This window comes from Pandoraea sputorum (genome assembly GCF_000814845.2).
Lineage (GTDB): Bacteria > Pseudomonadota > Gammaproteobacteria > Burkholderiales > Burkholderiaceae > Pandoraea > Pandoraea sputorum.
On record NZ_CP010431.2, the window covers coordinates 1,179,634 to 1,203,573 of the forward strand.

At 64.8% G+C, this 23,940-nt stretch carries 20 protein-coding genes; 6 read left to right on the plus strand and 14 right to left on the minus strand.

Going from position 1 to position 23,940, the window contains the following annotated elements; all coding sequences use genetic code 11:
* Positions 1–55 precede the first annotated feature (55 nt).
* On the plus strand, positions 56–808 hold the full coding sequence (locus NA29_RS05360) for a response regulator transcription factor (RefSeq protein WP_039396513.1): 753 nt from the start codon (positions 56–58) through the stop codon (positions 806–808).
* Positions 805–2,295: a sensor histidine kinase gene (locus NA29_RS05365; RefSeq protein ID WP_039396514.1), complete on the plus strand. Its 1,491-nt coding sequence runs from the start codon at positions 805–807 to the stop codon at positions 2,293–2,295. The genes NA29_RS05360 and NA29_RS05365 overlap by 4 nt, the downstream gene beginning before the upstream one ends.
* Here NA29_RS05365 and NA29_RS05370 read toward each other — a convergent pair.
* The 14 genes from NA29_RS05370 to NA29_RS05435 all read right to left on the minus strand — a co-directional run bounded on the left by NA29_RS05370 (position 2,279) and on the right by NA29_RS05435 (position 17,947).
* On the minus strand, positions 2,279–3,454 hold the full coding sequence (locus NA29_RS05370) for an RHS repeat protein (RefSeq protein WP_157744759.1): 1,176 nt from the start codon (positions 3,452–3,454) through the stop codon (positions 2,279–2,281). The genes NA29_RS05365 and NA29_RS05370 overlap by 17 nt on opposite strands.
* A gap of 146 nt (positions 3,455–3,600) precedes the next feature.
* Positions 3,601–4,980 carry a DASS family sodium-coupled anion symporter gene (locus NA29_RS05375; RefSeq protein WP_052252547.1) on the minus strand — a complete coding sequence of 460 codons (1,380 nt, stop codon included), beginning with the start codon at positions 4,978–4,980 and terminating at the stop codon, positions 3,601–3,603.
* 221 nt (positions 4,981–5,201) lie between these two features.
* Positions 5,202–5,891, minus strand: coding sequence for a glycosyltransferase family 2 protein (locus NA29_RS05380; protein ID WP_039396517.1), 690 nt, complete (start codon positions 5,889–5,891; stop codon positions 5,202–5,204).
* Between the two features lie 12 nt (positions 5,892–5,903).
* Complete coding sequence (locus tag NA29_RS05385) at positions 5,904–6,488, minus strand: class I SAM-dependent methyltransferase (RefSeq protein ID WP_039396521.1); 585 nt, start codon at positions 6,486–6,488, stop codon at positions 5,904–5,906.
* Positions 6,485–7,243, minus strand: a complete 759-nt coding sequence (locus NA29_RS05390) for a PIG-L deacetylase family protein (protein ID WP_039396526.1) — start codon at positions 7,241–7,243, stop codon at positions 6,485–6,487. The genes NA29_RS05385 and NA29_RS05390 overlap by 4 nt, the downstream gene beginning before the upstream one ends.
* On the minus strand, positions 7,231–8,274 hold the full coding sequence (locus NA29_RS05395) for an acyl-CoA dehydrogenase family protein (protein ID WP_039396531.1): 1,044 nt from the start codon (positions 8,272–8,274) through the stop codon (positions 7,231–7,233). The genes NA29_RS05390 and NA29_RS05395 overlap by 13 nt, the downstream gene beginning before the upstream one ends.
* A gap of 246 nt (positions 8,275–8,520) precedes the next feature.
* Entirely contained in the window at positions 8,521–9,993 is a 1,473-nt protein-coding gene (locus tag NA29_RS05400; RefSeq protein WP_039396534.1) for an NAD-dependent succinate-semialdehyde dehydrogenase, read from the minus strand.
* Positions 9,994–10,069: 76 nt separating this feature from the next.
* Positions 10,070–11,449, minus strand: coding sequence for an aspartate aminotransferase family protein (locus NA29_RS05405; protein WP_039396538.1), 1,380 nt, complete (start codon positions 11,447–11,449; stop codon positions 10,070–10,072).
* Positions 11,450–11,703: 254 nt separating this feature from the next.
* Positions 11,704–13,089 (minus strand): aspartate aminotransferase family protein, encoded by a 1,386-nt coding sequence (locus NA29_RS05410; RefSeq protein ID WP_039396541.1) that lies wholly within the window; start codon positions 13,087–13,089, stop codon positions 11,704–11,706.
* 95 nt (positions 13,090–13,184) lie between these two features.
* Positions 13,185–14,660, minus strand: coding sequence for an NAD-dependent succinate-semialdehyde dehydrogenase (locus NA29_RS05415; RefSeq protein ID WP_039396543.1), 1,476 nt, complete (start codon positions 14,658–14,660; stop codon positions 13,185–13,187).
* A 155-nt stretch (positions 14,661–14,815) separates the two neighbouring features.
* A complete protein-coding gene (locus tag NA29_RS05420) occupies positions 14,816–15,292 on the minus strand; it encodes an Lrp/AsnC family transcriptional regulator (RefSeq protein WP_039402446.1) in 477 nt (158 codons plus the stop codon).
* A 59-nt stretch (positions 15,293–15,351) separates the two neighbouring features.
* A complete protein-coding gene (gene doeB, locus NA29_RS05425) occupies positions 15,352–16,395 on the minus strand; it encodes a N(2)-acetyl-L-2,4-diaminobutanoate deacetylase DoeB (protein WP_039402448.1) in 1,044 nt (347 codons plus the stop codon).
* 2 nt (positions 16,396–16,397) lie between these two features.
* Entirely contained in the window at positions 16,398–17,342 is a 945-nt protein-coding gene (locus NA29_RS05430; protein ID WP_039396546.1) for a 2-hydroxyacid dehydrogenase, read from the minus strand.
* Positions 17,343–17,353: 11 nt separating this feature from the next.
* Positions 17,354–17,947, minus strand: coding sequence for an amino acid synthesis family protein (locus NA29_RS05435; RefSeq protein WP_039396548.1), 594 nt, complete (start codon positions 17,945–17,947; stop codon positions 17,354–17,356).
* A 221-nt stretch (positions 17,948–18,168) separates the two neighbouring features.
* Between NA29_RS05435 and NA29_RS05440 the strand changes: the two genes are divergently transcribed.
* The 4 genes from NA29_RS05440 to NA29_RS05455 all read left to right on the plus strand — a co-directional run bounded on the left by NA29_RS05440 (position 18,169) and on the right by NA29_RS05455 (position 23,939).
* A complete protein-coding gene (locus tag NA29_RS05440; protein WP_052252548.1) occupies positions 18,169–20,052 on the plus strand; it encodes a helix-turn-helix domain-containing protein in 1,884 nt (627 codons plus the stop codon).
* A gap of 119 nt (positions 20,053–20,171) precedes the next feature.
* The gene (locus tag NA29_RS05445; protein WP_084104167.1) at positions 20,172–21,224 is read left to right on the plus strand and encodes a flavin reductase; all 1,053 of its coding nucleotides are present in this window, start codon (positions 20,172–20,174) and stop codon (positions 21,222–21,224) included.
* Between the two features lie 15 nt (positions 21,225–21,239).
* Entirely contained in the window at positions 21,240–22,751 is a 1,512-nt protein-coding gene (locus NA29_RS05450; RefSeq protein WP_039396551.1) for an aldehyde dehydrogenase, read from the plus strand.
* A 36-nt stretch (positions 22,752–22,787) separates the two neighbouring features.
* Positions 22,788–23,939: an LLM class flavin-dependent oxidoreductase gene (locus NA29_RS05455; RefSeq protein ID WP_084103472.1), complete on the plus strand. Its 1,152-nt coding sequence runs from the start codon at positions 22,788–22,790 to the stop codon at positions 23,937–23,939.
* Position 23,940 lies beyond the last annotated feature (1 nt).

The following is a 23,940-nucleotide window of genomic DNA, read 5'->3' on the forward strand; positions in this document are numbered from 1 at the left end:
GCGATCTGCGCACAATGGGGCCTTCAAGACTCACTTTCCGGGAGCTTCCCGTCCGATGGAATCGCCGCGCCGTGTCCTGCTCGTCGAAGACGACGTGCATATTGCCGATCTGCTCACGCTGCATTTGCGCGACGAGCGGTTCGAGGTCGTGCATTGCGCCGATGGCAACGAGGGCCTGCGGCGCCTCGCCGAAGGCGGCTGGGACGCCCTGATCCTCGATCTCATGCTGCCCGGCGTCGACGGGCTGGAAATCTGCCGACAAGCGCGGCAGATGACCCGCTACACCCCCATCATCATCACCAGCGCCCGCTCCAGCGAGGTCCACAGGATTCTCGGGCTGGAATTGGGGGCAGACGACTACCTCGCCAAGCCCTTTTCCGTGCTGGAGCTGGTCGCGCGGGTCAAGGCGCTCATGCGCCGCGTCGATGCGCTCGCCCGCAATGCCCGCATGGAAGCGGGCAGCCTGGCGATTGCCGGGTTGTTCATCGACCCGATTGCGCGCGAGGCTACGCTTGGCGGCAAGCTGCTCGACCTCACGCCGCGCGAATTCGATTTGCTGTACTTCTTTGCGCGTCAGCCCGGCAAGGTGTTCTCGCGCATGGATCTGCTCAACGCTGTGTGGGGCTATCAGCATGAAGGGTACGAACACACTGTGAACACACACATCAACCGCTTGCGGGCCAAGATCGAAGCCGATCCCGCGCAGCCCATGCGCATCCTCACCGTCTGGGGGCGCGGTTACAAGTTCGCGAACGACGGTGCGCCAGAAGGTTCGGGCACCGGCGGCACCGACGCGGGAGCCGCATGATGCGTCGCTGGAATCTCTCCCTGACCCAGCGCCTGTCGCTCGTGTTCGCCGTGCTGCTGATCGTGTGCAGCGGCACGTCGGCATGGATGCAGGTGAGGGCGAACCGCATGCACGAAGCCGAAGTGATTCAGGGACTTTCGCGCGGGCTGGCCGAGCACATCGCCGCCAACGCGCAGCTAATGGATGCGAACGGCATGAAGCCCGATGCAGTGCGACGTCTGTTCGGGCAACTGATGGTCGTGAATCCGAGCGTCGAGGTCTATCTGCTCGACGAACAGGGACGCATCACCGGGCACGCTGCGCCGGAAGGGCATGTGCGTCGCATGCAGGTCGATCTTGGACCGGTGCATCGTCTGATCGACGGCGAGGCGCTGCCGATCTACGGCGACGACCCGCGCAACGCCGACGTGCGTAAAGTCTTCAGCGCCGCGCCGTTGCGCGTGGACGGGCGCGAAGTGGGTTACGTCTACGTCGTGCTGCTGGGCGAGGCGCACGACCGGTTTGCCGAACGCGGGGCAACGAGTGCTGCACTCAACACGGCCCTGTTGTCGATCGGTCTCGTGGCGGCACTCTGCCTGATCGCGGATCTGGCGGCGTTTGCGCTCATTACGCGCCCGCTGCGGCGACTGACGCAGACCGTGCGCGAATTCGACATCGACGCGGCACCTCCGCCGGTGCCTGCCCTGTCGACGGAAGCGCTGGCGGCAGAACAGGCGCGTCCGAGCGACGAGATCACGGTGCTGGAGCGGGCGTTCCGTCAGATGGCCGAGCGACTGGGCACGCAATGGCGCACGCTAACGCGTCAGGATCAGGAGCGGCGCGAACTCATCGCCAACATCTCCCACGATTTACGCACGCCGCTTTCGTCGCTGCACGGCTATCTGGAAACGCTTTCGCTCAAGGACGCGACGCTCACGCCCGACGAGCGTCGGCGCTATCTCGGCATTGCGCTGGACCAGAGCCGCAAGGTCGGCGCGCTGGCGCAGTCGTTGTTCGAGCTGGCGCGTCTTGAGCATGGGTTTGTGCAGCCGGAGCTGGAGCCGTTCTCAGTGACGGATCTGATCCAGGATGTCTTCCAGAAATTCGAACTGAGCGCCGAGTCGCGCGGTGTGGCGCTGCGTGCGCAACTCGCGCCGCAGATTCCGGCGGCGCGGGGCGACCTCGGTCTGATCGAGCGTGTCTTCACGAACTTGCTGGAAAACGCGCTGCGTTACACGCCGCCCGGCGGCGAGATCACCGTGGCAGTGGCACCGGCCGGTTCGGAAATCGAAGTTCGGGTGAGCGATACGGGGCCGGGAATTCCGGACAGCGCGCGAGAGGGCTTGTTCGAGCGGCCGTTCACGGTCGGCGGGGCACGCCGCGAGGGCGGACTAGGATTGCGGATCGTGCATCGCATCCTGCAACTGCACGACCGGCGCATCACGTTGGTGGACACGTCCGGTCAGGCAGCGCAGGGCGCGACGTTCCGCTTCACTTTGCCGACGTAAGTTTGTCGCTGGCGGCGGGGGCGGTCGATTCGGTAGTCGACTCGGTGGTCGATTCGGCGGCCGGTGCCGGTGACACGGCGTGGGGCGCCGGTACAGCGGGCGCTGCTGCTGTGGTATCGAAGTACGTCAGCTTTCGCACGAAGACGTTCGCGAACGGGTCGACTCTGTCGCCGGGCGCGGTAATCACGATGCGCACGATGTTGCCGTGGCTGTCGTACTTGTAGTGGTATTCGGAGACGTGGCGCTCGCCTGTGGCCGCGTCGGTGCGGGTCACACGGATGAGTTCGTGGCGCGGCGAGTACTCCGAGACTTCGTTGTCCCACGCGAGCGGCAGCCATTGACCGTCGATGAACGCGGCCGCGCCGTTGTCGCGCACGATGCGTCCGCCATCGGGCTTGCGCTCCACGCTGGCGAACGTGCGATACGACACCATCTTCGGTGCCGGGCGGGCGCGGCCGTCGGCGGTAATCACCTGACGCGCCTCGTTCGGCGCTTCCCACTGACGCGACAGCGCAAAGCATTCGTCGTCGAACTGACGCGCCTGAAGCGTGCCGGGTCGGCGATGGCGCAGGCTGTTCGAGCTGGACACCAGCGTGCGCGTCCATTCGAGATGCCCGTCTTCCTGACGCACTTGTTCCTTCCAAGCGGGATGCCGCGTTGCGTGCACGATCCACTCGTCCGGCCCTTGCCAGTCGACGCTGCTGCCGTTGATGCTGTGCAGGCGGCCATCGGCGTCGTAGGTATAGCGGCCGCGATCGGTGCTGGCGAGCAGGTGACCCTGCGCGTCGAATTCCATTACGAAGCGATTGCCGTTATCGAGCGGGCCGACTTTGCCGGTGACGCGGTCGTAGCTGGCGATGAATCGCGTTTCCTCGATCTTGCGAACGCCAGCGGGAATGCCGCCGAAGTTGCGCATGAGGTCGTCTTCTTCACGCAGCGAGGTTTGCACGCACCATGGTAGCGGCGCCACGGCCTGCGGTGTTTCGGTGGACGGCGCAGCGGAGGCGGTGCTCATCGGCGACGTCGTCGCAACGCGGGGCGTCTGTGGGCTTGCCGGGGAGGCCGAGAGTGCGCCGGGGCGCGCGCCTGCGCAACCGGCAAGCACTGCGGTGAGTGCGGCGAGCGCCAAAGCGCCGCGCACAGGACGTAAAGAAAGCATGGATTGGACAGTTCGGGCAGGTGAAGCAGACATCATCGCAACGGATTGCCGGAGGTATTTTTCCTAGATTGTACCGGCTCCGTGTGACGAGTCTGCCTGAGCGGCCGCGGGGAGGGGCACGAGAGGTCGCCCCCCGGCTCACGCCATTAGCGCCAGAGCGTCCACGCGAAGCCCGTGATCACAAGGATGCAGACGATATTGATGACGAATCCTGCACCGACCATCGAGCGTTGCGGCACGCAGCCGGTGCCGAACACGATGGCGTTCGGTGGCGTGGCTACCGGCAGCATGAAGGCGCATGACGCCCCGATGCCGATCACCATCGTCAGCAAAGCTTCGGGCATGCCCAGAGAGACCGAAATGGCGGCGAAGATTGGCACGAGAATCGCCGCGCTGGCCGTGTTGCTCGTCAGTTCGGTCAGGAAGACGATGAACGCGGCAGTGATCAGCAGGACCACAAGGGTCGGGCTGGTAGCGAAGATGCTGGACACGGCCTGCGCCATGACGACGCTGGCGCCCGAGTCGCGCAAGACCACGCTGAGCGTGAGGCCACCGCCGAACAGCAGCAGCACGCCCCAGTCGGTATGGGCCTGAATCTGTTTCCATGAAGCAACGCCGGTCGTCGCGATGAGGATGGCGGCAAGCAGGGCGATCAGCGTGTCGAGCTGCCTGACGCCGCCGAGCCACGCCGCGATCTGCTGGCTGAAGATCCAGGTCATCACCGTGAAGCCAAAGATCCCGACGGCGGCGATGCGCTGGCCGGTCCACGTCATCGGCTCGACGTCGACGTCAACCTTTTGGTCCAGACGCGGGCGCAAGATCAGATACGTCGTGGCAATCATGAGCGGCAGCAGCACAGCGACCAAAGGCACACCGAATTTGGCCCACGTCAGGAAGTCGATGCCCAGATGCGACGCGACCATGGCGTTGGGAACGCTGCCGACGACAGTGCCCAGTCCGCCGATATTGGCGCTGTACGCAATGCCGAGCAACAGGAAGGTGAACGTGCGGCGGTCGCGACTGGCGTCGAGTTGCGAGAGGATGCCCATGGCGAGCGGCAACATCATGGCGGTCGTCGACGTGTTGTTGACCCACATCGACAGCACCGCGGTGGTGAGGAACAGCATGATCGCCGCCCGATTCATGCGTCCGCCGGCGAGCGTCAGGAGCCGGTTCGCGAGGAAGCGATCGAGGCCCTGAATGCGCATGGCGGTCGCCAGCGCAAAGCCGCCAAAGAAAAGGAAAACGATCGGATGGGCGAACGACGTCAACGCGGAGGGGACTTCGAGAATGCCGAGCAGCACGGCAAGGACCGGCACCATCAATGCGGTGGCCGTCAGGTGGACGGCTTCGGACAGCCACAACACGGCGATGAAGACGGTGAGTGCGAGTCCACGATTGGTCTTTTCGTCGAATGGCAATAGGGCAATGAGCGCCACCATCAGGATGGCATTGGCTAGCAACACACAGGCGTCGCGGGCGGACATCGCCCATTGGCGGGGGACGGTTGCGGCAAGTTCGTTCATCTCCTGGTACCTCGGTATGCAATTGTTTTTCGTGGAGCTTCCCGTCGTAGCAAGCTGCGCGGGAGAGGCGGGCGCGACATGACGCATTACGGCGCATGAAGCTGCGCGACGCACGAAATGCGGCCGACAGGCCGACATTCGTGCGTTCGCCTTTGATGCCACGGATCTGCGGGAGGTGCCTTAGGAAATCGCTCATACGTAATGCTGTGGAGTGAAAATACTCACCCGCGCTTGGCGGGCGGCAGCGCCTTGTCCGGCCATGCCTGCCGAAGCGCATCGGCAAACCCGGCGCTCACGCGCGAGAACGGCCGTGCCGAGGTCGTCACGCGGGGTAGCGCGCTCCACGCGATGGACACGCCGGCTTTCTCTGAGCGCTCCACCAGCGCCCGATCTTCGCTGCACGTCATCGGGTCGAAGCCCCCCAGTCGTTGATACACCGCCGCATCGATGCCGAGGTTGGCTCCATGCACGTGACGGTGTCCGTCGCGATCTTGATAGTGAGCAAGAAATGCAGCCCGCGCCCGTTGTGCGTGGATGCCGTGCGATTCCCAGTGTATGACGCCAACGGTGCCGCAGACCACTTGTGCGCGCAGCGACAACTGATCGACGAGCCAGCCGGGAGAAACGATTGTGTCGGCGTCGGTGAATGCGAGCCAGCGAGCGCCTCTTGCGATCAGATGTTGTGCGCCACATGCACGTGCCATACCGACGTTGCGGGCGTGACACGTCAGTGCCGTGACGGGCCATGTCCCGACACGCTTAGCCGTCGCGTCGGTGCACGCATCGAGCACCACGACGACGGCGACCGGTTCACCGAAAAGCGCCGGCTGTTGCGTCGCGCGCACGACCGCTGCAAGACAGAGATCGATGTGACGCTCCTCGTTGTGTGCCGGAATGCAAATGCCAATCATGGTCGGACCTCATTATTCCTTGCGCCATACGTCCAGTCGAAACCGCTGGTCTTCATGCGCCACGCATCGCACGAGTCCGCTCACGCGATGCACCGCTTCATGCAGCGTATGCGTCGGCTGCACCCGGTCGTCGAACTCCGGCATGTAATGGCACATCAGCCACTCGCCCCCCGTACTGAGCGAACGCAAGCACGACTGCATCAGCCGCGTGAAGCGCTCGGGCGACAGATAGTAAGCAAGTTCCGAGACGATCACGAGGTCCACCGAGGCCCACTCCGTCAATGGCCATGCTTCCGGCACCGACATCACATCGAGAGACACATTGTCGATGCCTCGCGCTGCAAATAGGGCACGGCAACGCTCGATGGCGCTCGGCGACAGATCGACCGCATGTAGCTTGTCGCATCTCGATGCCAGCGGCGCGGTGATCTGGCCGAGGCCGCAGCCCAGCTCGAGCGCCGCGGCGTAGCGCGGTTGTCCAAGCGACGCAAGCACCAGATCGCGCTTGCGCCGTTCGTACCAGGAAGAGTGCACCGACCACGGATCGTCGCAGGCGCGATAGCGCGCGTCGAAATCCGGGGCGTTGAAGTCCGTCATAGAAAGAACACCTCGAACGGCCGTTGCCATCGGGCGAGCGCATACGTGGGCAACACCGGGGGCGCACCTGTGCTCGGATCGGGGCCGAGCTGACTGCGAAAGGCGGACATCGCCTGCCGCTTTGCGAGCCGATCGCGGCGCGGCAGACGCACGGCGACCGCGCGCTCGAGGGGCAGATCATCTGAGGCCGGATCCGCCCAATGCCAGCCCCAGATCGGCATCTCGATTACGCGGCATCGGATGGCCTGTGCTGCACGAAGGCACGCACGCGCGACGGCTTCGTGGTCGGGGTGAGCGTCGAATCGCCACGGTGCGAGGACGGTGTCGCCCGGCACGAGCGCGCGACACAGGGCATCGGCGATCCGTGATTCGTGCGCCGCGACCTGGCCGTCCGGGATGCGTAGGCGATGGCGCCCGGCGCGCAGCGACAGTCTTTGCTGCGCGGTCAGACTTTCGCGAACACGGATCTCGGCTAATTGAGCGGGCGTCCACACCGTCGAGCCGGGATGGCTGGCTTCGCCGTCCGTCACCGCCCAGAGGTGGACGTCCACGTTACATCGCGCCCATTGATGCAATGTGCCGCCACATCCGAGCACTTCGTCGTCGGGGTGTGGCGCAACGACGTGCACTGCATGGCCCGGCGCGACGAGCGAGCGCGCAGGCACGGTCGGCAACGGGTGTCGGCGAAACCAGTGTTGCCAGGTCGCCTCTGCGGTGCCTTCTCCGGCAATGACGCGCGCGCTCAGAGTGTCCATAGCGCGTCTGTGTCGTGTGCGACGACGCTCTGGCCAAGCTCGGCGAGATCGCGTTCTGCATGGCTTTGGCGGATGAACACGGGGAGGTCGGCCAGGAGTTGTGCAAAGCGCGCATTGCGACACATCGGGCCGGGGCCCACGGCGCGCGGTGCGTGTCGCAACACCGTCTCGGCGCACGCTTCCACCGATAGCCGGGCACGCCGTACATGATGAAGGCACGGCGCTTCGGGATGCGCGTCAATCAGTTGGGCGGTTGCGCGCAGTACGCTCGCGGCTTGTACCAGTGCGACGTCGATGACACCCATGTGCGCCAGTGTGTGAGGGTCGTCGGATCGACCGGACATGGTCTCGCGCACGACATCGGCGATGCCTGCTGCAGCACCGTACCAGCACGCAGCGATACCCGCACCGCCATGATGAAAGCCAGGACGCGACAGGTAAGCCCCCGGCGCGCCGACCCGGTGTGCGCGCGCCTCGTGAAACGTCACGTCGAAGCTTTGCGTGCATGCCATACCGATCGCATGCCATTCGTTGGGTTTGACTTCAATCCGACCGGTTTGCGCTTGTGCGAGGTCGACGAACACGAGACAGGGGGTCTCCCCGTCCCACGCGCTCACGAGCGCCGAACGCACATGCCGGGCGCCGGAGCACCACGCTTTCGTGCCGGTGAGCGTGACTTCTCGGCCGTCTCGTTCACAGGGCGTGAGCGTGACGCGTGCCGTCGGTGGTTCGGAACACCACACGGCGCACATTCCGACGGGCCCGGCAGGCGTGGCGCCTCGAAGTTCGTGAAAGATGGCCAACGCGTCGGTGTGGCTCTCGAAGAGTTTGGCCAGGCAAAGATCGACGCTGCCGATGTCTGCGAGCATTCGCCACCGCGAGCGCGTGTCTCCACCGCCCGGATAGGGCAGCGCATCGAAGCCCTCATCGATCAGCGACTGCAGCGTTTCGTAGGGACGCCCGGGCCGATATTGCTGTTGCAAGAACGCGCGAAGCGCGGACTCTGGCGCGTGCGGGTGTGATGCATTCACAGTGCCTCCCCGTTCCGGATCTCTCGGACGGGTGATGCGGCGTGCGCCCGAATCTTCACCCGTTACGGGAATTCTATGAATCGGGCGTAGCACCCGATATCGGCCGCTGTCTGAAATCGTTGTAGGCGGACGCTGGCCGACAGTGTCAGTTATCTGAGTGAGCTGGCGAGCGACCTGGTGTCGGGAGTCATTGAACGTTGAACCTGATCGCGAAGCAGGTCGCGCTCGCCAAACTCGCCAAACGCGTCAATCCAGCCCGCCCTGGCAGACGTACTTGATCGACAGATAGTCGTCGAGCCCATACTTCGAGCCCTCACGTCCATAGCCGGAGGACTTCACGCCACCGAACGGCGCAGCTTCGCTCGAGACGGCGCCTTCGTTTATGCCGATGACACCGGCTTCGAGACGGCGTGCCACTCGCTCGGCACGGCGCATGTTCTGCGTGTAGAAGTAGGCGGCCAACCCGAACGGCGTGTCGTTGGCGCGCCGAATCACTTCATCCTCGGTGTCGAAGCGGAACAGCGGCACCACCGGCCCAAAGGTTTCCTCACGGCAGACGAGCATCTCGTCGTTCACATCGGCCAGCACGGTCGGTGCGAAGTAGTGCGGCCCGAGCGACGGCAGCGTCGTGCCACCGGTCAGCGTGCGGGCCCCATGCGAGCGCGCATCTTCGACATGACGACTGATCTTCTCCACTGCCCGACGATTGATCATCGGGCCGATCTGCGCCTGTGCGTCGCTCGCCGGTGCCACGTGCAGCGCGCTCACGCGCTGCGACAGCAACTCGGCGAACCGGTCGTAGACACCCGCTTGCACATACACCCGATTCGGGCACACGCACGTTTGTCCGCCATTGCGGAACTTCGAAGCCATCAGGCCCGTGACCGCCGCATCGAGATCGGCATCGTCGAACACGATGAACGGCGCATTCCCGCCAAGTTCGAGCGACAGCTTCTTGAGCGTGCCCGCCGATTCGCGCGCGAGATGCACCCCAACCGCAGTCGATCCGGTGAACGTCACCTTGCGCACGCGTTCGTCGGCGAGCCAATCCGCCACGGCCTCAATGCCTTGCGTGCGCGACGCCGTGATCATGTTCAGCACGCCCGGTGGCACACCGGCTTCGAGGGCCAGCGTCGCGAGGGCAAGCGCCGTGAGTGGCGTGTCTTCGGCGGGCTTTGCAACCACGGTGCAGCCCACGGCCAGCGCCGGGGCAATTTTGCGGGCAATCATCGCGAGCGGGAAATTCCACGGCGTGATGGCGGCGACGACGCCAATGGGCTCCTTCACCGCCGACATGCGCTTGCCGGGTTGTTGTTGCGGAATCAGGTCGCCATAGACGCGTGTCGCTTCCCCGGCGAACCAGTCGACGTACGACGCCCCATACGCGACTTCCCCACGCCCTTCCGCCAGCGGTTTGCCTTGTTCGAGCGAGATGATCCGGGCCAGGTCGTCGGCGTTCGCAAGAATCAATGCGTGCCAGCGCTTGAGGACTTCGGCGCGTTCTCGCGGCAGCTTGTCGCGCCACGCGGGCAACGCGCGGTAGGCGGCGTCAGTAGCGGCGCGGGCATCGGTGGCCGTACTGTCGGCAACGTCTGCGAGCAACGTATCGCTGGCAGGGTCGTGCACGGCGTAGCGACCGGCATGGCGGGCGTCGGTCCATTCGCCGTTGATCAGGTTCTGACGGCGCATCAAATCGGGGCGTGACAGGGAAAGCGACATTCGAATGAATCTCCGGGAAAGCGGGCAGAAGTTATCGGGCGCAGTCGTGGCGCATCAGCACATTCATTGGCGGACATCAACCGCGCAACGCGGCGCGCACGTCGGGGGTATCGAGTACTTCGTCGAGTGTCGTGCGCACGCGGGCGAAGAGTTCGGCGACGTCGTCCGCCGTGTAGCAAAGGGCGGGAGCAAAGCCGAGGATGTTGTCGCCGAACGCACGGAAGATCACGCCGTTCCGATATGCGGCAGCGCCGATCCGTTCGGGGAGATTGAGCGACGCATCAAAGCGCTGGCGTGTCGACTTGTCGGCCACGAGTTCGAGTGCACCGAGCAGACCGCGATGACGGGAGTCGCCGACCAGCGGGTGGTCGAGGAAGGCGTCCAGACCGTCGGCGAATGCCTTGGCCTGTGCCTGACCGTTCGCGAGCAAGCCGCCTTCGTCATAGAGCTTCAGGCAAGCCAGACCGATGGCCGCACTGACCGGATGCGCCGAGTACGTCTGTCCATGACCGACGGGCGTGCCGCGCGCCGCATCTGCCATGGCCTGATAGATGGCGTCGGACATCAGCACGGCGCCCATCGGCGCATAACCGGCGGTCAGCCCCTTGGCCAGCGTCATGAGATCGGGCGAGACGTCTTCCGCTTCGCACGCGAACATTGGCCCGGTGCGACCGAATCCGGTGATGACTTCGTCGGCGACGAACAGAATGTCGAGCTTTTTGCAGGCGTCTCGCATGGCGCGCAGCCAGCCCTTGGGCGGCACGATCACGCCTCCGGAGCCTTGCACCGGTTCGCAGAAAAACGCAGCGACATGCTCGGCCCCCAACTCGCCGACCTTGGCTTCGAGCGCGGCGACCGATGCGGCAATGATGGCCTGCGGATCGTTGGGCGTGGCACTGCGATAGGGATAGGGCGATGCGATGTGATGCTGTGTCGGCAACGGCAGATCGAAGTTGCGGTGAAACGCAGGCAGGGCGGTGAGTCCTGCGCCAGTCGACGACGAGCCGTGATATCCACGTTCGAGCGCGATGAAATGCTTCTTCGACGGCTTGCCGATGGCGTTGTAGTAGTGGGTGATGAAGCGCACGGCGGCGTCGACGGCGTCCGACCCGCCAAGCGTGAAATACACATGCTGCAACGATGGCGGCGCGAGTTCCACGAGCTTCTGCGCCAGCGTGATAGCGGGTGCCGAAGCGAAGCCGAAATAGCCCGTGGCATAGGGAAGTCGGTTCAGCTGCTCGGTGGCGGCCTTGACGATAGACGCCTGCCCGTAGCCGGTATTCACGCACCACAGCCCTGCGAATCCGTCGAGCAGGGCGTGTCCATTGGCATCGTGCAGCCAGGCCCCGTTGCCGCTGGTAAGCACCGTCGCCCCTCGCGCCTCATGTGCGCGGTAGTCGGCTACAGGATGGATCAGGAACTGGCGATCGGCCTCAATCAGCGATTCGATGGACATGCACGGTACCTCGGGAGGATGGGAGTGGAGAAGTGGCCCCTGAGTCCGCCCAGAATAGGCCACCGTGTCATCCCATTAAAGCCGTGCCGAAAAGGGAGGTCATCCTACGAACCGATGGAGAGGGCACGCGATGTGTCCTGCGATGTGCACGGTGTTGCGACGTGCGGCGCAGCGTTCGGGTTGCCCGCGCAGCACATCATCCACAGTCCATCGCGGCAATCATCCGCAGACATCCGCAGACCCGCCGACTGCGCTCAGCGCAGCACCTGCTCCGCCACGTCGTCGACCGCTGCGCGCGCGATGCTCACCATCTCGTCGACGTCCGCTCGCGTGGCGATCAGCGGCGGCGCGAAGCCCAGGATGTCGCCGTGCGGCATGGCACGCGCGATCATGCCGCGTGCGAGCGCAGCGGCCGAGACACGTGGGCCGATTTTCATGGCCGCATCGAACGGCTGGCGCGCTGCACCATCGGCCATGAATTCGACGGCGGCGAGCATGCCGACGTTGCGCACTTCCCCGACGAGCGGATGTGCGTCGAACGCGGCGTGCAGCTTCTCACCGAAGTATCGGCCGACGTCGGCGGCGTTCTGCGTCAGGTTCTCGCGCGCCAGAATATCGAGATTGGCGAGTGCAGCGGCAGCGCAGATCGGATGACCCGAGTAGGTCCAGCCATGTCCCATCGGGCCGTGTTCGCGAGCACCGCGCTCGATCACGTCCCAGACACGTTCACCGACGATCACGCCCGAGAGCGGGGCGTAGGCGCTGGTGAGACCCTTGGCAATCGTGATGAGATCGGGCGTCATGCCGTAGTGTTGCGAGCCCATCGGCGAGCCAAGACGGCCGAAGCCGCAAACCACTTCGTCGGCAATGAGCAGAATGTCGTGACGACGCAGCACGGCCTGGATGGCGTTCCAATATCCGGCAGGCGGCGTGATGATGCCGCCGGTGCCCATCACCGGCTCGCCGATGAAGGCTGCAATCGTGTCGGCCCCTTCGCGGGCGATGAGCTTTTCGAGTTCCTCGACGCAATGCGCAACGAATGCCTGTTCGCTCATTCCCTGAGGCGCCTTGCGGTACCAATGAGGGCACACGGTGTGATGCACGCGCTCGACCGGCAGATCGAAATGCTGGTGGAAACTCGGCAGACCCGTCAAGCTGCCGGTCACGATGCCGGAGCCGTGATACCCGCGCTCGCGCGAGATGATCTTCTTCTTTTGCGGTCTACCCAGCACGTTGTTGTAGTACCAGACGATCTTGATCTGCGTCTCGTTGGCGTCTGACCCGGAGAGCCCGTAATACACCTTCTTCATGCCCGCGGGCGACCAGTCGATGATGCGTTTGGAGAGTTCGATGATGGCGTCCGTCGAATGCCCGACGTACGTGTGATAGTAGGCGAGCGAGGTGGCCTGCTTGTGGATGGCGTCGGCCACTTCGGTGCGACCGTAGCCGATGTTCACGCAGTAAAGGCCAGCGAAGGCGTCGAGATAGCGGCGGCCCTCGTGATCTTCAATGTGCATGCCTTGTGCGGTGCGGATGATCTTGCCTGGCAGCGTGCCGCTCGCGTGATCGGCCGCGTGGGTGGACGGGTGCATGAAGTGCGCGCGATCCTGCGCGAACAGTTGGTCGGTCGAAGCGGCCATGGGACGTCTCCTTGATGTCGAGGAAGTGAAGCAATGAGGTGGATGGGGCGCGAATGCGTGATTGCGCGATTGTGTCGAGGCCGGTGAACCTGGCGTCAGGCGTGATGCACGGGGATGCCGAGATTGCCGAGGCAGAAGTACTTGGTCTCGGTGAACGGCTCGAAGCCGTCGACGCCGCCCTCGCGCCCGAGTCCGGACGCCTTCATCCCGCCGAACGGCACCGGCGCGCCGGTGAATTTCACGCCGTTCACGCTGACCATGGCGAAGTCGAGCCGCCGGATCAGCGTGAAGATTTCGTCGATGCGACGCCCGCAAACATAGGCGGCGAGGCCGTACTCGGTGTCGTTGGCCTTCGCGATGACATCGTCGAGTGAGTCGAACGCGCATACCGCTGAAATCGGGCCGAAGTTTTCTTCGTCGTATATGCGCATGCCGGGCGCAACATCGGTCACCACGGTGGGGCTGTAGAACCAGCCACCCAGCGCATGGGGTTCGCCGCCAACGGTGATCTGCGCGCCCTTGCGTCGGGCGTCGTCCACCCGCTGGGCCGTCGCGTCAAATGCCGCCTGATGCATGAGCGGCCCCACGTCGACGTTTTCCGCGAAGGCGGGGCCAACGCGCAGCTTGGCTACGGCCTGCGTGTAGCGATCCACGAACGCACCGTAACGCGCGCGAGCGACGAAGATGCGGTTGGCGGCGCAGCAATCTTGACCGGACGTCTGAAACTTGGCGGCGACGGCGATACGCACGGCCTCGTCGAGATCCACGTCGTCGAGCACGATGAACGGGGCATTGCCGCCGAGTTCGAGCGCGAGCTTCTTCACGCCGCTGGCAGCCGCAGCCTGCGCGACCAGCTGACCGACGCGCGTCGAGCCGGTAAAGCTCACGGCGCGCACGCGGGCGTCGCCCACGAGGGTTCGCATGGCCATATCGGGCTCGCCCAGCACCACATTGAACAGGCCCGGCGGCAGCCCGGCTTCATCAGCCAATTGCGCAAGCGCCAGCGCGCTGAATGGCGTTTCATGCGCAGGCTTCACGACGACGGTGCAACCGGCAGCCAATGCCGCCGCCGCCTTGCGCGTGATCATTGCGAAGGGGAAATTCCAGGGCGTGATGAGTGCGGCGACGCCGACCGGTTCGCGCACGGTGCCCAGTTGCGCGCCGTCGATATGCGAGGTGATGGTGCGGCCATCGAGGCGGCAGGCTTCGTGGGCGTACCACGCGATGAAGGACGCGCCATAACCGATTTCCCCGCGCGCCTCGCGCAGTGGCTTGCCCTGCTCGCGCGAGAGAAGGATGGCAAGGTCGTCGGCATGTCGTTCGATCAGTGCATGCCCGCGCAGCAGGGTGGCGCAGCGTTGTGCGGCGGGCGTCCAGCGCCACGTGGTGAAGGCGCGCTGGGCTGCGTCGACGGCCACGCGAATCTGATCGCGCGTGAGCATCGGCACGTGGCCGAGCGTGGTTTGATCGGAAGGGTCGACAACGGCGATGGACGCGGCGTCCTCGCTATGCGTCCAACGGCCGTCGATGTAGCACAGCGATTTGAACAGCACCGGGTGGTCGAGCAGCATCGGCAATCTCCTGGCATGGCATGCGTTCGTCATGCAGAGATTGTCGGGGGCGCGAGGCCGACGTTTTTTCCGATCGGTGGGTGCGGACTGTGGCTTTTTTCTGAGTTGACGGCGTCCCGCAGAAGAATCTTTGTGCACCGGGTGGCGCAAGCGGATCAGTCCGGATCGACCCAGCCGGGAACGGCGTTGCCGTCGTTCTTGACGACCTTCGTGACGATGTACGTGAAGTAGCGCTCGATGCCGAAGTCGGCCATCAGCAGATCGTCGATGAAGCGCTGGTAATGGTCGATGTCGCGCGCGAGCACGTGCACGATGTAGTCGACGCCCCCACCCGTGGCATGACATTGAACGACTTCGGGGGCTTCGCGAAGGTGGGCTTCGAAGCGATTCATGTCGTGCGCGGTGTGTCGCGCGAGCGTGATTTCGACGATGATGCGGCTAAGCTGCACCACGCCGCTCCAGTCGACGTCGGCACGATAGCCGCGAATGACGCCTGCCGTTTCGAGTCGTTGCACGCGCTCCCACGTGGGCGATACGGACAAGTGAATCAGTTCGGCCAGACGTGACTTGGTCATGCGACCCTCACGGGCCAGCACCTGAAGAATTGCGATGTCGAAGCGGTCGAGTTTCACCATGGGGGCAGCACCGGAAGGGACGGACGGTCAGGCAAACCTTCGGGTCCTGCGGCGCGTCAGACCTGCACGTCGGCCAGGACACAAAGCATGTCGCCCATGCCGACGCGACCCGGGAAATGTCGGCCGATCAGCATACCATCGCGCGCCGCGCGGTATTCGACCGGGGCGGTGCCTGTGCGTGTCACGTCGTGAATGTGTGCGACGACGTCGCCGCGCCGCACCATTGCACCGAGATCGTGACGCATCTCCAGCAAGCCGCCATGCTCGCACGTCACATAGCAGTCGTCGTCCGGCATGGAGAGCTGGACGACCGGCGTGTCGGGGGCCATGACAGCGCCGTCTCGCCTTGCGACATCGGCAGCCACGATACCCGCCTGCACCAGCACGCCGTACACGCCGCGATGCGCAATCGCGACGCTCTGCGCGCTGGCCGTCCCACCGCCGCCGAGCTCTGTCGTCACGAACACTTTGCCCTGTGCTTCGGCGGCCGTGTCATAGAGCCCATGCGGATCGGTGTCGCGCATGCGCAGCGAGTACGGGGCGCCGAACGCCTGCATTGCGGCTTCGGCACGTGCCTGTTGCGCCACATCGGCCAATTCGTGGATCGCCGCGAACGGCAGGAAATCGAGCGTGCGGCCGCCAGAATGAATATCGACCACGATGTCCGCCAACGGTAGCAGGCAGCGCGAGAAATAATCGGCGATGCGTTCGGTGACGGTACCGTCGGCGCGCCCCGGGAACGCACGATTGAGATTGCCGCCGTCGAGCGGCGACGTGCGCTTTCCCGCAAGCAGGGCGGGCGCATTCATGAACGGCACGACGATGACGGTGCCGTTCACGTCAGGCGCCTTTAACGCGTTCGCCAGTCGTGACAAGGCAATCGGGCCTTCGTATTCGTCGCCATGATTCCCGCCGGTGAATAAGGCGACCGGGCCGTCGCCGCGACGGATCACGGTGATCGGAATCATGACGGCCCCCCAGGCACTGGCATCGGTCGAGTGAGGCACCTTCAGGAAGCCATGCTGAACGCCTTCCCGATGGAAGTCGACGGTGGGATAAACGCGCGGCGGCTGCGCGTGCGCATCGTGATCGCGGTGCACGCTCAATACCCCCGCGCCAGATCGACGTTGCCGGGAATGCGCCCCGTCGCGCGGAAATTCCGCAGATTGGCGGCAATGACGGCCGCCGCCGTTTCGTGATCGGTCGGCGCGGAGATGTGCGGCAACACGGTGATCGACGGGTGGTCCCATAGCGTCGACGTCACCGGCAGCGGCTCCGCGTCGAAGACATCGAGCACGGCATGCGAGAGATGCCCCCGGTCGAGCGCCGCGATCAGGGCGTCGGTCACGACGACAGGACCTCGCGAGAAGTTGATGAGCGCGGCCCCCGGCTTCATCAGATTCAGACGCCGGCCGTCGAGCATGCCACGCGTCTGGGCCGTCAGCGGAATCAGGCTCACGACGATGTCGCTTGCGGCGAGCATCGCCTCGAGTCCGTCGTCTCCGGCAAGGGTTTCGATGCCGTCGAGCGCCTTGGGCGAGCGACTCCAGCCTCGAACGGTAAACCCGGCATCGCGCAGCCTTGCGGCAGCCGCCTGACCGAGTTCGCCGAGCCCGAGTAAGCCGACGCTTGTTTGCGAAGGCTTGCGATACGCTTGCTGCCGCCATTCGTGCCGTGCCTGCTGCTTCGCGTAACGCGGCATGTCGCGTTGCAGGTAGTAGGTCCAGGCAAGCACGGCCTCGGCCATCGTGCGAGACATTTCCGGATCGATCAGCCGCATGATCGGCGGGCTGCCTGCCGGTAGCGTGCTGACGAGCGATTCGACTCCGGCCCAGAGACTCTGGATCCACAGAAGGCCGGGAAGACAGGAGATGTCGGCCGGGTCCGGATTCGCGACGATGGCAACCGACACCTGTTCGCGCTGGCGGCTCGAAAGCTCGGCGAGCGGCGCGACGATGTCGCCCGGCAGTGCCGCACGCAAGGCGTGCAGATAGGGACGCTGATAGTCGGCGGACATCCGGCTAAGGAAGGCAATGACGGGCGGCATCGTGTGCTCGCTCAGGCGGTGGCGGCTGCGTCGTTCGCCATCTCTTCCATGTCCTGGAAGCGGTCGGCGATACGCGGGTGTACACGACCGCCGTCTGCCGCACCGATGGCCAGCAGAATTTCGTCGGCGGCCGGTGCGTCCGTCATCTGAAACGTGGCGGTGATGAAGTGCGAGCGTTTGCCCGTTTCCGACTTGTGGATCATCGGCACGGACACCAGCGCGCCGGGGCCGACGCGCGTGTTGGTGAAGGGCAGGAATGCCGTGCCGCTCACTGCGCTGCGGAACAGGTTGCCGAAGCGCAGCGTGTGGATGATGGCGGAGGCGTGTTCGATCTCGCCGTTGGTGCCGACGACGGCGGCCTTGCCGTAAGCCTGGACACGATCGCCGGGCATCACGTCGACGAGGCGCTGCGTCATGAGTGCGCCAAGTTCGGGCGCCAGACGAAGGATCTCGGGACGCAGGTTCTCTACGAAGCCCAGACCTGCCCACGGATTGCGAATCACGGCGGCGACGACGACGGTCGTGACGGGTTCGGCGGCCGCCTTGCCGCCTTCACGGTAGGTCGTCTCGACAAAGGTGGCGATCTTGCGCAGCTCTTGTTTCACGGGTGTCTCCTGTTGCGATGCAAAAACCCGCCGCGAGTGCGGCGTGGCGGTGTCGGGGAAGTGCGCTGACGGACTGGGGCGCGCGCAGCAAATATCGGAGGCTTGCGGATGAGACCCATGCTATTGCGCGGTAGGGGTGGGGTCTTCCCCTGAATCGTCGGAAGATCTTTTTTTTCTTCCGACGCTTTGGTGTAGATTTTCCGCAGGCAACGAGACAGACAATGCCGGAACACCACCAGCGGCTCATGGCGTTGCGCCATGTCGCCAGTCAGATCAGCAACGACGAAGACATCGAGGCACTGTTTCGCGACCTCGTGCGTTGCGCGGTGCAACAAGGCGGTTGGGATCTCGGCTCGGTCATGAGCATCGATCTCGCCCACGGCTACGGGCTCGTGATTACACGCTACGAGACGAGCATGCTGCCGCAGCACGTCGAAGACCGCTGGGAGCTTGCGACCAGTCCGTCGCTCATCGCGTTGCAGACGAACGAGCCGGTCTACATTCGCGACGCGCTCGAGAGCACGCAATTCCCCGGTTATCGGCGTGAGGCGCACGAGCGCGGCTATCGCACGGTGCTTGTGCTGCCCATGGCATCGCGCGATACGCAGGGGCACCCGATGGTGCTGACCGTTGCCTCGCGCAAAGTGCGCGACGTCGGCGACGACGATCTGACGTTCATGTCGACGGTCGTGCATCTGGGGGCAATCGCCGTCGAACGGGCGCACCGTCAGCGCGCGCAGGTCATGGCGCACGAGCGGCTGCAACGCACGCTCGAAGCGCAACGCACGCTCCTTGGCGACGTGCTCGCCGGCGGCTCGCTCGAGCAGTTGACGTCATCGCTGGGCGAGTTGCTCGGTCGGCCCGTACTCGTTATCGATTTCCTCGTGAATCAGTGGCACGCCTCGGCCTCGCCGGTACCGTCGCAAATGGACGATGCCGCCTGGGCACGATGGCTTTCCGGCGCGCAGGGACGAGAACTCGGCGGCACCGTGCGCGATGCCCTCCAGCGCTACCGACAGTCGCGTCTCGACGTGCCGCTCGGGCGGCAGTCGGGTCAACCCACCGTCAGTGCGGCCATCGAGCCCCTGAGCGTCGACGACGATCTCGTCGGCGCACTGCTCACCTTCGGTGACGAAGCACCGGGCGACCTTCAGCAATTGCTGTTGGAAAGCGCACGCTTTGCATTGAGTGTCCAATTGATGCGCAGCGTCGTGCGGTTCCGTTTCGAGACGCGCACGCTGACCGAATTATTCTTCGAAATCGTCGAGCGCCGCTGGCGCGACGAGGACGATGCGCTGGGCCGCGCTCGCCGTCTCGGCGTGGCGCTGGATGCACCGCTGCGCATGATGGTCGTCGACTATCCGGATCAACTCGGGCAAGCCGAGGTGGGGCGGGCAGCAGGTCATTTGTCGCTGGAAAGCCACAGCACGGTGGAGTTGCTGGCGCGTCAGTTGAATGTATCCCTGCATGTCGTGACGGTGGGGGGCGGGCTGGTGTGTCTGGTGCCGCAGGACAGCGCGTCGGACGATGCGGCGCTCACGCGTTTCGCCCGACGCATGAGCGAGGCATTGGCGCGCTCGCTGGGGCGTGAGCCCATCGTGGTGATGAGCGACGTGTGCGACGGGCTTGAACCGTTGGCGCGCGAGTGGGAGCGTTGCTGGCGCATGATTCGCGTGGCGCGCAAATTTGGCCGCAGCGGGCCGCTCGATATGCCGGGGCTGGGACCGTTGCCCATGCTCATGGGCGCGGCGGATTCGTCCGACGTTCATGGCTTCGTCGATGGCACCATCGGCAAGCTGGTGGAACACGACAAGCAGTCCGGATCCCCCTATCTGGAGACGCTGGCCGCTTATCTGCGCTCCGGCTGCCGCAGTCAGCCTTGCGCCGACGCGATGGGGCTGCACGTGACGACACTGCGTTATCGGCTCACACGCATTCAGGAACTCTTCGGCATCGACGTCGAAACACCCGAGCGGCGATTTGCGGTGGAGCTTGCGATTCACTTGCATACGCTCACACGGGGGGCGTCACCGATGGCGTCCGTGGCATCGAAGGATTCGGCGGCTGCCCCGCGCGCTGGCGCTCGCGTGGCACGGCATCCATGAAAACCCTGCCGCGCAATCGAGAGTAAATGATTTCACTTCTCCTGCGAATCGACGGAAGCTGACAAAAATGTCCTCGCATATCGTTGACCTCAACGTAATGACGTTTCGAGGTGAACGACATGCAAGCTGTCGCCAAGCAGCGCCAGACGGCAGACGCCGCCGGCGCTACCGCTCCACTCAACCCGGGCGCTCAGTCCACACAATCCGCGAGCGCGATTTCCGCGATCGATCCGGTCGCGCTGCGCCGCGCACTTGGCACGTTCGTGACCGGCGTCACCGTCGTCACGACGCGCGACGACGAGGGCCGCCCGCGTGGCATGACGGCGAATTCCTTCACGTCCGTCTCTCTCGATCCGCCGTTGTTGCTGGTGTGTGTCGGCAAAGGCGCGGCGAGCTACCCGGTGTTTCAGGGCACGGAGCACTTCGCGGTCAATCTGCTGCATGACGGGCAGACCGACGTGTCGAACCTGTTCGCATCGAAGTCGGCGGAAAAGTTTGCCGCCGTGGGGCACGACGTGGTTCACACCGGCGCCCCCGTGCTTACCGATTGCCTGACGTGGTTCGACTGCACCGTGCATGACCGGGTCGATGCGGGCGATCACGCGATCCTGATCGGCCGGATTCAGGCGTTCGGCACGAGTCCGGCGGCACCGCTCGGCTTCTGCCGTGGTCGTTATGCGCATGTGAAGGACCCGCTGCCACCGGGCTGGCTTTCGTCACACGACATGATCGTCGGCTATCTGATCGATGCCGACGGCAGCCTGCTCCTCGCGCAGGACGGCAAGGGCGGCTGGGTGCTGCCCAGCGCACCACGGCGCCTGACCAACGGGCGTCTGCCGCTGGCCGGCGGAGGCGAACTGGCGCTGGTGCCGCACGACACCTTCCTCTACTCGGTGTTCGACACCGCCGAGAGCGATCCCGGTTACCTGATGTACCGGGCACGTCTCGCGCAGCCGCTCTCGCAGGCCGAGTTGCCGCCGCAGTTCCGATTCTTCCCGTTCGACCAATTGCCCTTCGACGACATCGCTTCGCGCGAGATTCGCTCGATGGTGCGCCGGTACGTGCGCGAGACCGCAGGCGGCCACTTCGGCATCTACATGGATTCACACGACGGCGGGCGCATCGCGATGGTGAGCGACGCGCAGCCGTGGACCCAACTCTCCCAAGTCTGACCCTGGAGTCAATCGATGCATACGACGATTCAAACGCTGGAGGGCTCTCGCCAGCAGTTGTTCATTGACGGGCAGTTCACCGCGCCGCATAGCGCCGAGTACGTGCCGAGCTATGACCCGACGACCGGCCGCCAATGGTACGAATTCGCGCAGGCCGACGCCGTCGATGTGGACCGCGCCGTGCGCTCCGCTCAGGCCGCGCTCGTCAATCCCGCATGGCGTCGCATGACGCAGACCGAGCGCGGCAAGCTGGTGCGCAAGCTCGGCGAACTGGTGCTGGCCAACGCCGATGCGCTCGCCGCCATCGAATGTCGCGACAACGGCAAGCTGCTCAAGGAAATGCGTGCACAGATGCGCGCAATTCCCGACTCGTATCTGTATTTCGCGGGCATGGCCGACAAGCTGCAAGGCGACACCATTCCCGTCAACAAACTCGATACGTTGAATTTCAACACGCGTGAGCCGATCGGCGTGGTGGGCATGATCATCCCGTGGAATTCGCCGCTGATGATGCTGACCGGCACGCTCGCCCCTTGTCTGGCCATCGGCAACACCATCGTGGTCAAGCCCTCCGAACACGCGACGGCGTCCACGCTCGCACTCGCGGAACTGGTGATCGAAGCCGGGATTCCGCCGGGCGTGGTGAATGTCGTGACGGGCGATGGTGTGACCACCGGCGATGCGCTGACGCGTCACCCGGGCATCGCGAAATACGTCTTCACAGGCAGCACGGTGACTGGCCGCAAGATCGCAGGCAATGCCGCGCAAAACCTCGTGCCGTGCCAGATGGAGCTCGGCGGCAAGTCGCCGCACGTGGTGTTCGGCGACGTGGATATCGAGCGCGCCGTCAACGGTGTGGTGTCCGGCGTGTTCGCTGCGGCAGGCCAGACGTGTGTGGCCGGCTCGCGCTGCTTCGTCGAGGCGTCGGTGTACGACCGCTTCGTCGAGGCGCTGGTCGAGCGCACGCGCCGTGTGCGCGTGGGGCATCCGACGCATGAAGACACGGACATCGGCCCGCTGGCGTTGGCATCGCAACTCGACAAGGTGGAGACATACGTCGCCTCCGGCGTGCAGGAAGGCGCACGCGTGGCGGCGGGCGGTCAGCGTCCCGCACGTGACGACCTCGCAGGCGGCTGGTACTACGAGCCGACCGTCATGACGCAGGCGCGCAACGAAATGCGCTTCATGCAGGAAGAGATCTTCGGCCCGGTCGTCGGTGTGATGCCGTTCTCGGACGAGACCGAACTGATCTCGCTCGCCAACGCCACGGAATACGGCCTGGCGGCGGGTATCTGGACTCGCGACATCGACCGTGCGCTGCGCTTCGCGCGCGATGTGGAAGCAGGCACCGTCTGGATCAACACCTATCGCTCGGCCGCCTATATGTCGGCCAACGGCGGCACCAAACACAGCGGCTACGGACGTCGTGGCGGCTTCGAAGTGATGCGCGAGTTCTCGCGCCTGAAGAACGTCGTGATCGATTACTCCGGGGCGATGCAAGACCCGTTCGTGATCCGTCTGCGCTGATCTCACTACACGCCACACTCACTGGAGACACACCCCATGAAATTCTCCGTTTCGCTCAGCATGGAGCGCTTTTCGCCGCAGGACACGATGAGCGATGCCGTGCGCAACATGCTGCACCTCGCGCGCATCGCCGACGAAGGCGGCTTCGAGACGCTGTGGACTGCCGAGCACCACACTATCGAATGCACCATCTCGCCGAATCCGTTCATCACGCTGACGTGGCTGTCGCAGCATACCGAGCAGATTCGTCTGGGCACGGCCACCATCGTTGCGCCGTACTGGTCGCCGATCCGCCTCGCGGGCGAAGCGGCGATGTGCGACCACCTGACTGGCGGGCGCCTAGAATTCGGTATCGCCCGCGGGGCGTATCAGTACGAGTTCGATCGCATGGCCGGCGGCATTCCGCAGCAAGAGGGCGTGGCGTATATGAAGGAGCTGGTGCCTGCGGTGAAGAAGCTGTGGGAGGGCGATTACGCGCATGAGGGGCACTACTGGAAATTCCCGCTCGCGACCTCGGTGCCGAAGCCGCTGCAACAACCGCATCCGCCGATCTGGGTCGCGACACGTGACCCGGGCAGCTTCGACTGGGCCGTGGGGGTGGGCGCCAACATTCTGTCGACGCCGCTCGCGGCGCCCGTGTCCGAGGTGGCCGTGCTCGGGGAGAAATTCCGCAAGGCAGTGGCCGATCATCCGGAGCGTCCACGTCCGCGCTTCATGATGCTGCGCCGCACGTGCGTGTACGACCGTCCGCAGGACTGGGAAGTCGCGGTGCGTCACAGCGTGGACTTCGGCCGCACGTTCGAGAACCTGATGCAGAACATCGGCTCGGTGACCAACGGATTCCCGGAGGCGGTGCCATATGAGGCCGTTGTCGGACGTGCGAACTACGATCCGGCGTCGATCCGCGAAAACCTGATGTTCGGCACGCCCGACGAGATCGTGCGCAAGCTCGAAGTCTACGAAGCGCAGGGCGTCGACCAGTTCTGTCTCGGCCTGTCGTTCAACCTGCCGTTCGAGCTGCAAGTGAAGACGCTGCGCCTGTTCATCGATGAGGTGATGCCGCACTTTGCAGCGCGCGAAGCGCGCCGCGCTCAGGAGGCTCAGGAAGCGCAGGCGTCGCAGACCGCGCAGGCAACGCATTCGCACGCCGCCGAGCGTCCGGCGGCGTTGGCCTCGGCAGGCCGCTGAC

Coding starts and splice junctions, on each gene's coding strand:
- NA29_RS05375 (WP_052252547.1), bottom strand. CDS start 4,980: ATGAACGAACTTGCCGCAACCGTCCCCCGCCAATGGGCGATGTCCGCC.
- NA29_RS05370 (WP_157744759.1), bottom strand. CDS start 3,454: ATGCTTTCTTTACGTCCTGTGCGCGGCGCTTTGGCGCTCGCCGCACTC.
- NA29_RS05380 (WP_039396517.1), bottom strand. CDS start 5,891: ATGATTGGCATTTGCATTCCGGCACACAACGAGGAGCGTCACATCGAT.
- NA29_RS05430 (WP_039396546.1), bottom strand. CDS start 17,342: ATGCCGCCCGTCATTGCCTTCCTTAGCCGGATGTCCGCCGACTATCAG.
- NA29_RS05365 (WP_039396514.1), top strand. CDS start 805: ATGATGCGTCGCTGGAATCTCTCCCTGACCCAGCGCCTGTCGCTCGTG.
- NA29_RS05415 (WP_039396543.1), bottom strand. CDS start 14,660: ATGCTGCTCGACCACCCGGTGCTGTTCAAATCGCTGTGCTACATCGAC.
- NA29_RS05455 (WP_084103472.1), top strand. CDS start 22,788: ATGAAATTCTCCGTTTCGCTCAGCATGGAGCGCTTTTCGCCGCAGGAC.
- NA29_RS05400 (WP_039396534.1), bottom strand. CDS start 9,993: ATGTCGCTTTCCCTGTCACGCCCCGATTTGATGCGCCGTCAGAACCTG.
- NA29_RS05405 (WP_039396538.1), bottom strand. CDS start 11,449: ATGTCCATCGAATCGCTGATTGAGGCCGATCGCCAGTTCCTGATCCAT.
- NA29_RS05445 (WP_084104167.1), top strand. CDS start 20,172: ATGCAAGCTGTCGCCAAGCAGCGCCAGACGGCAGACGCCGCCGGCGCT.
- NA29_RS05385 (WP_039396521.1), bottom strand. CDS start 6,488: ATGACGGACTTCAACGCCCCGGATTTCGACGCGCGCTATCGCGCCTGC.
- NA29_RS05360 (WP_039396513.1), top strand. CDS start 56: ATGGAATCGCCGCGCCGTGTCCTGCTCGTCGAAGACGACGTGCATATT.
- NA29_RS05450 (WP_039396551.1), top strand. CDS start 21,240: ATGCATACGACGATTCAAACGCTGGAGGGCTCTCGCCAGCAGTTGTTC.
- NA29_RS05440 (WP_052252548.1), top strand. CDS start 18,169: ATGCCGGAACACCACCAGCGGCTCATGGCGTTGCGCCATGTCGCCAGT.
- NA29_RS05390 (WP_039396526.1), bottom strand. CDS start 7,243: ATGGACACTCTGAGCGCGCGCGTCATTGCCGGAGAAGGCACCGCAGAG.
- NA29_RS05410 (WP_039396541.1), bottom strand. CDS start 13,089: ATGGCCGCTTCGACCGACCAACTGTTCGCGCAGGATCGCGCGCACTTC.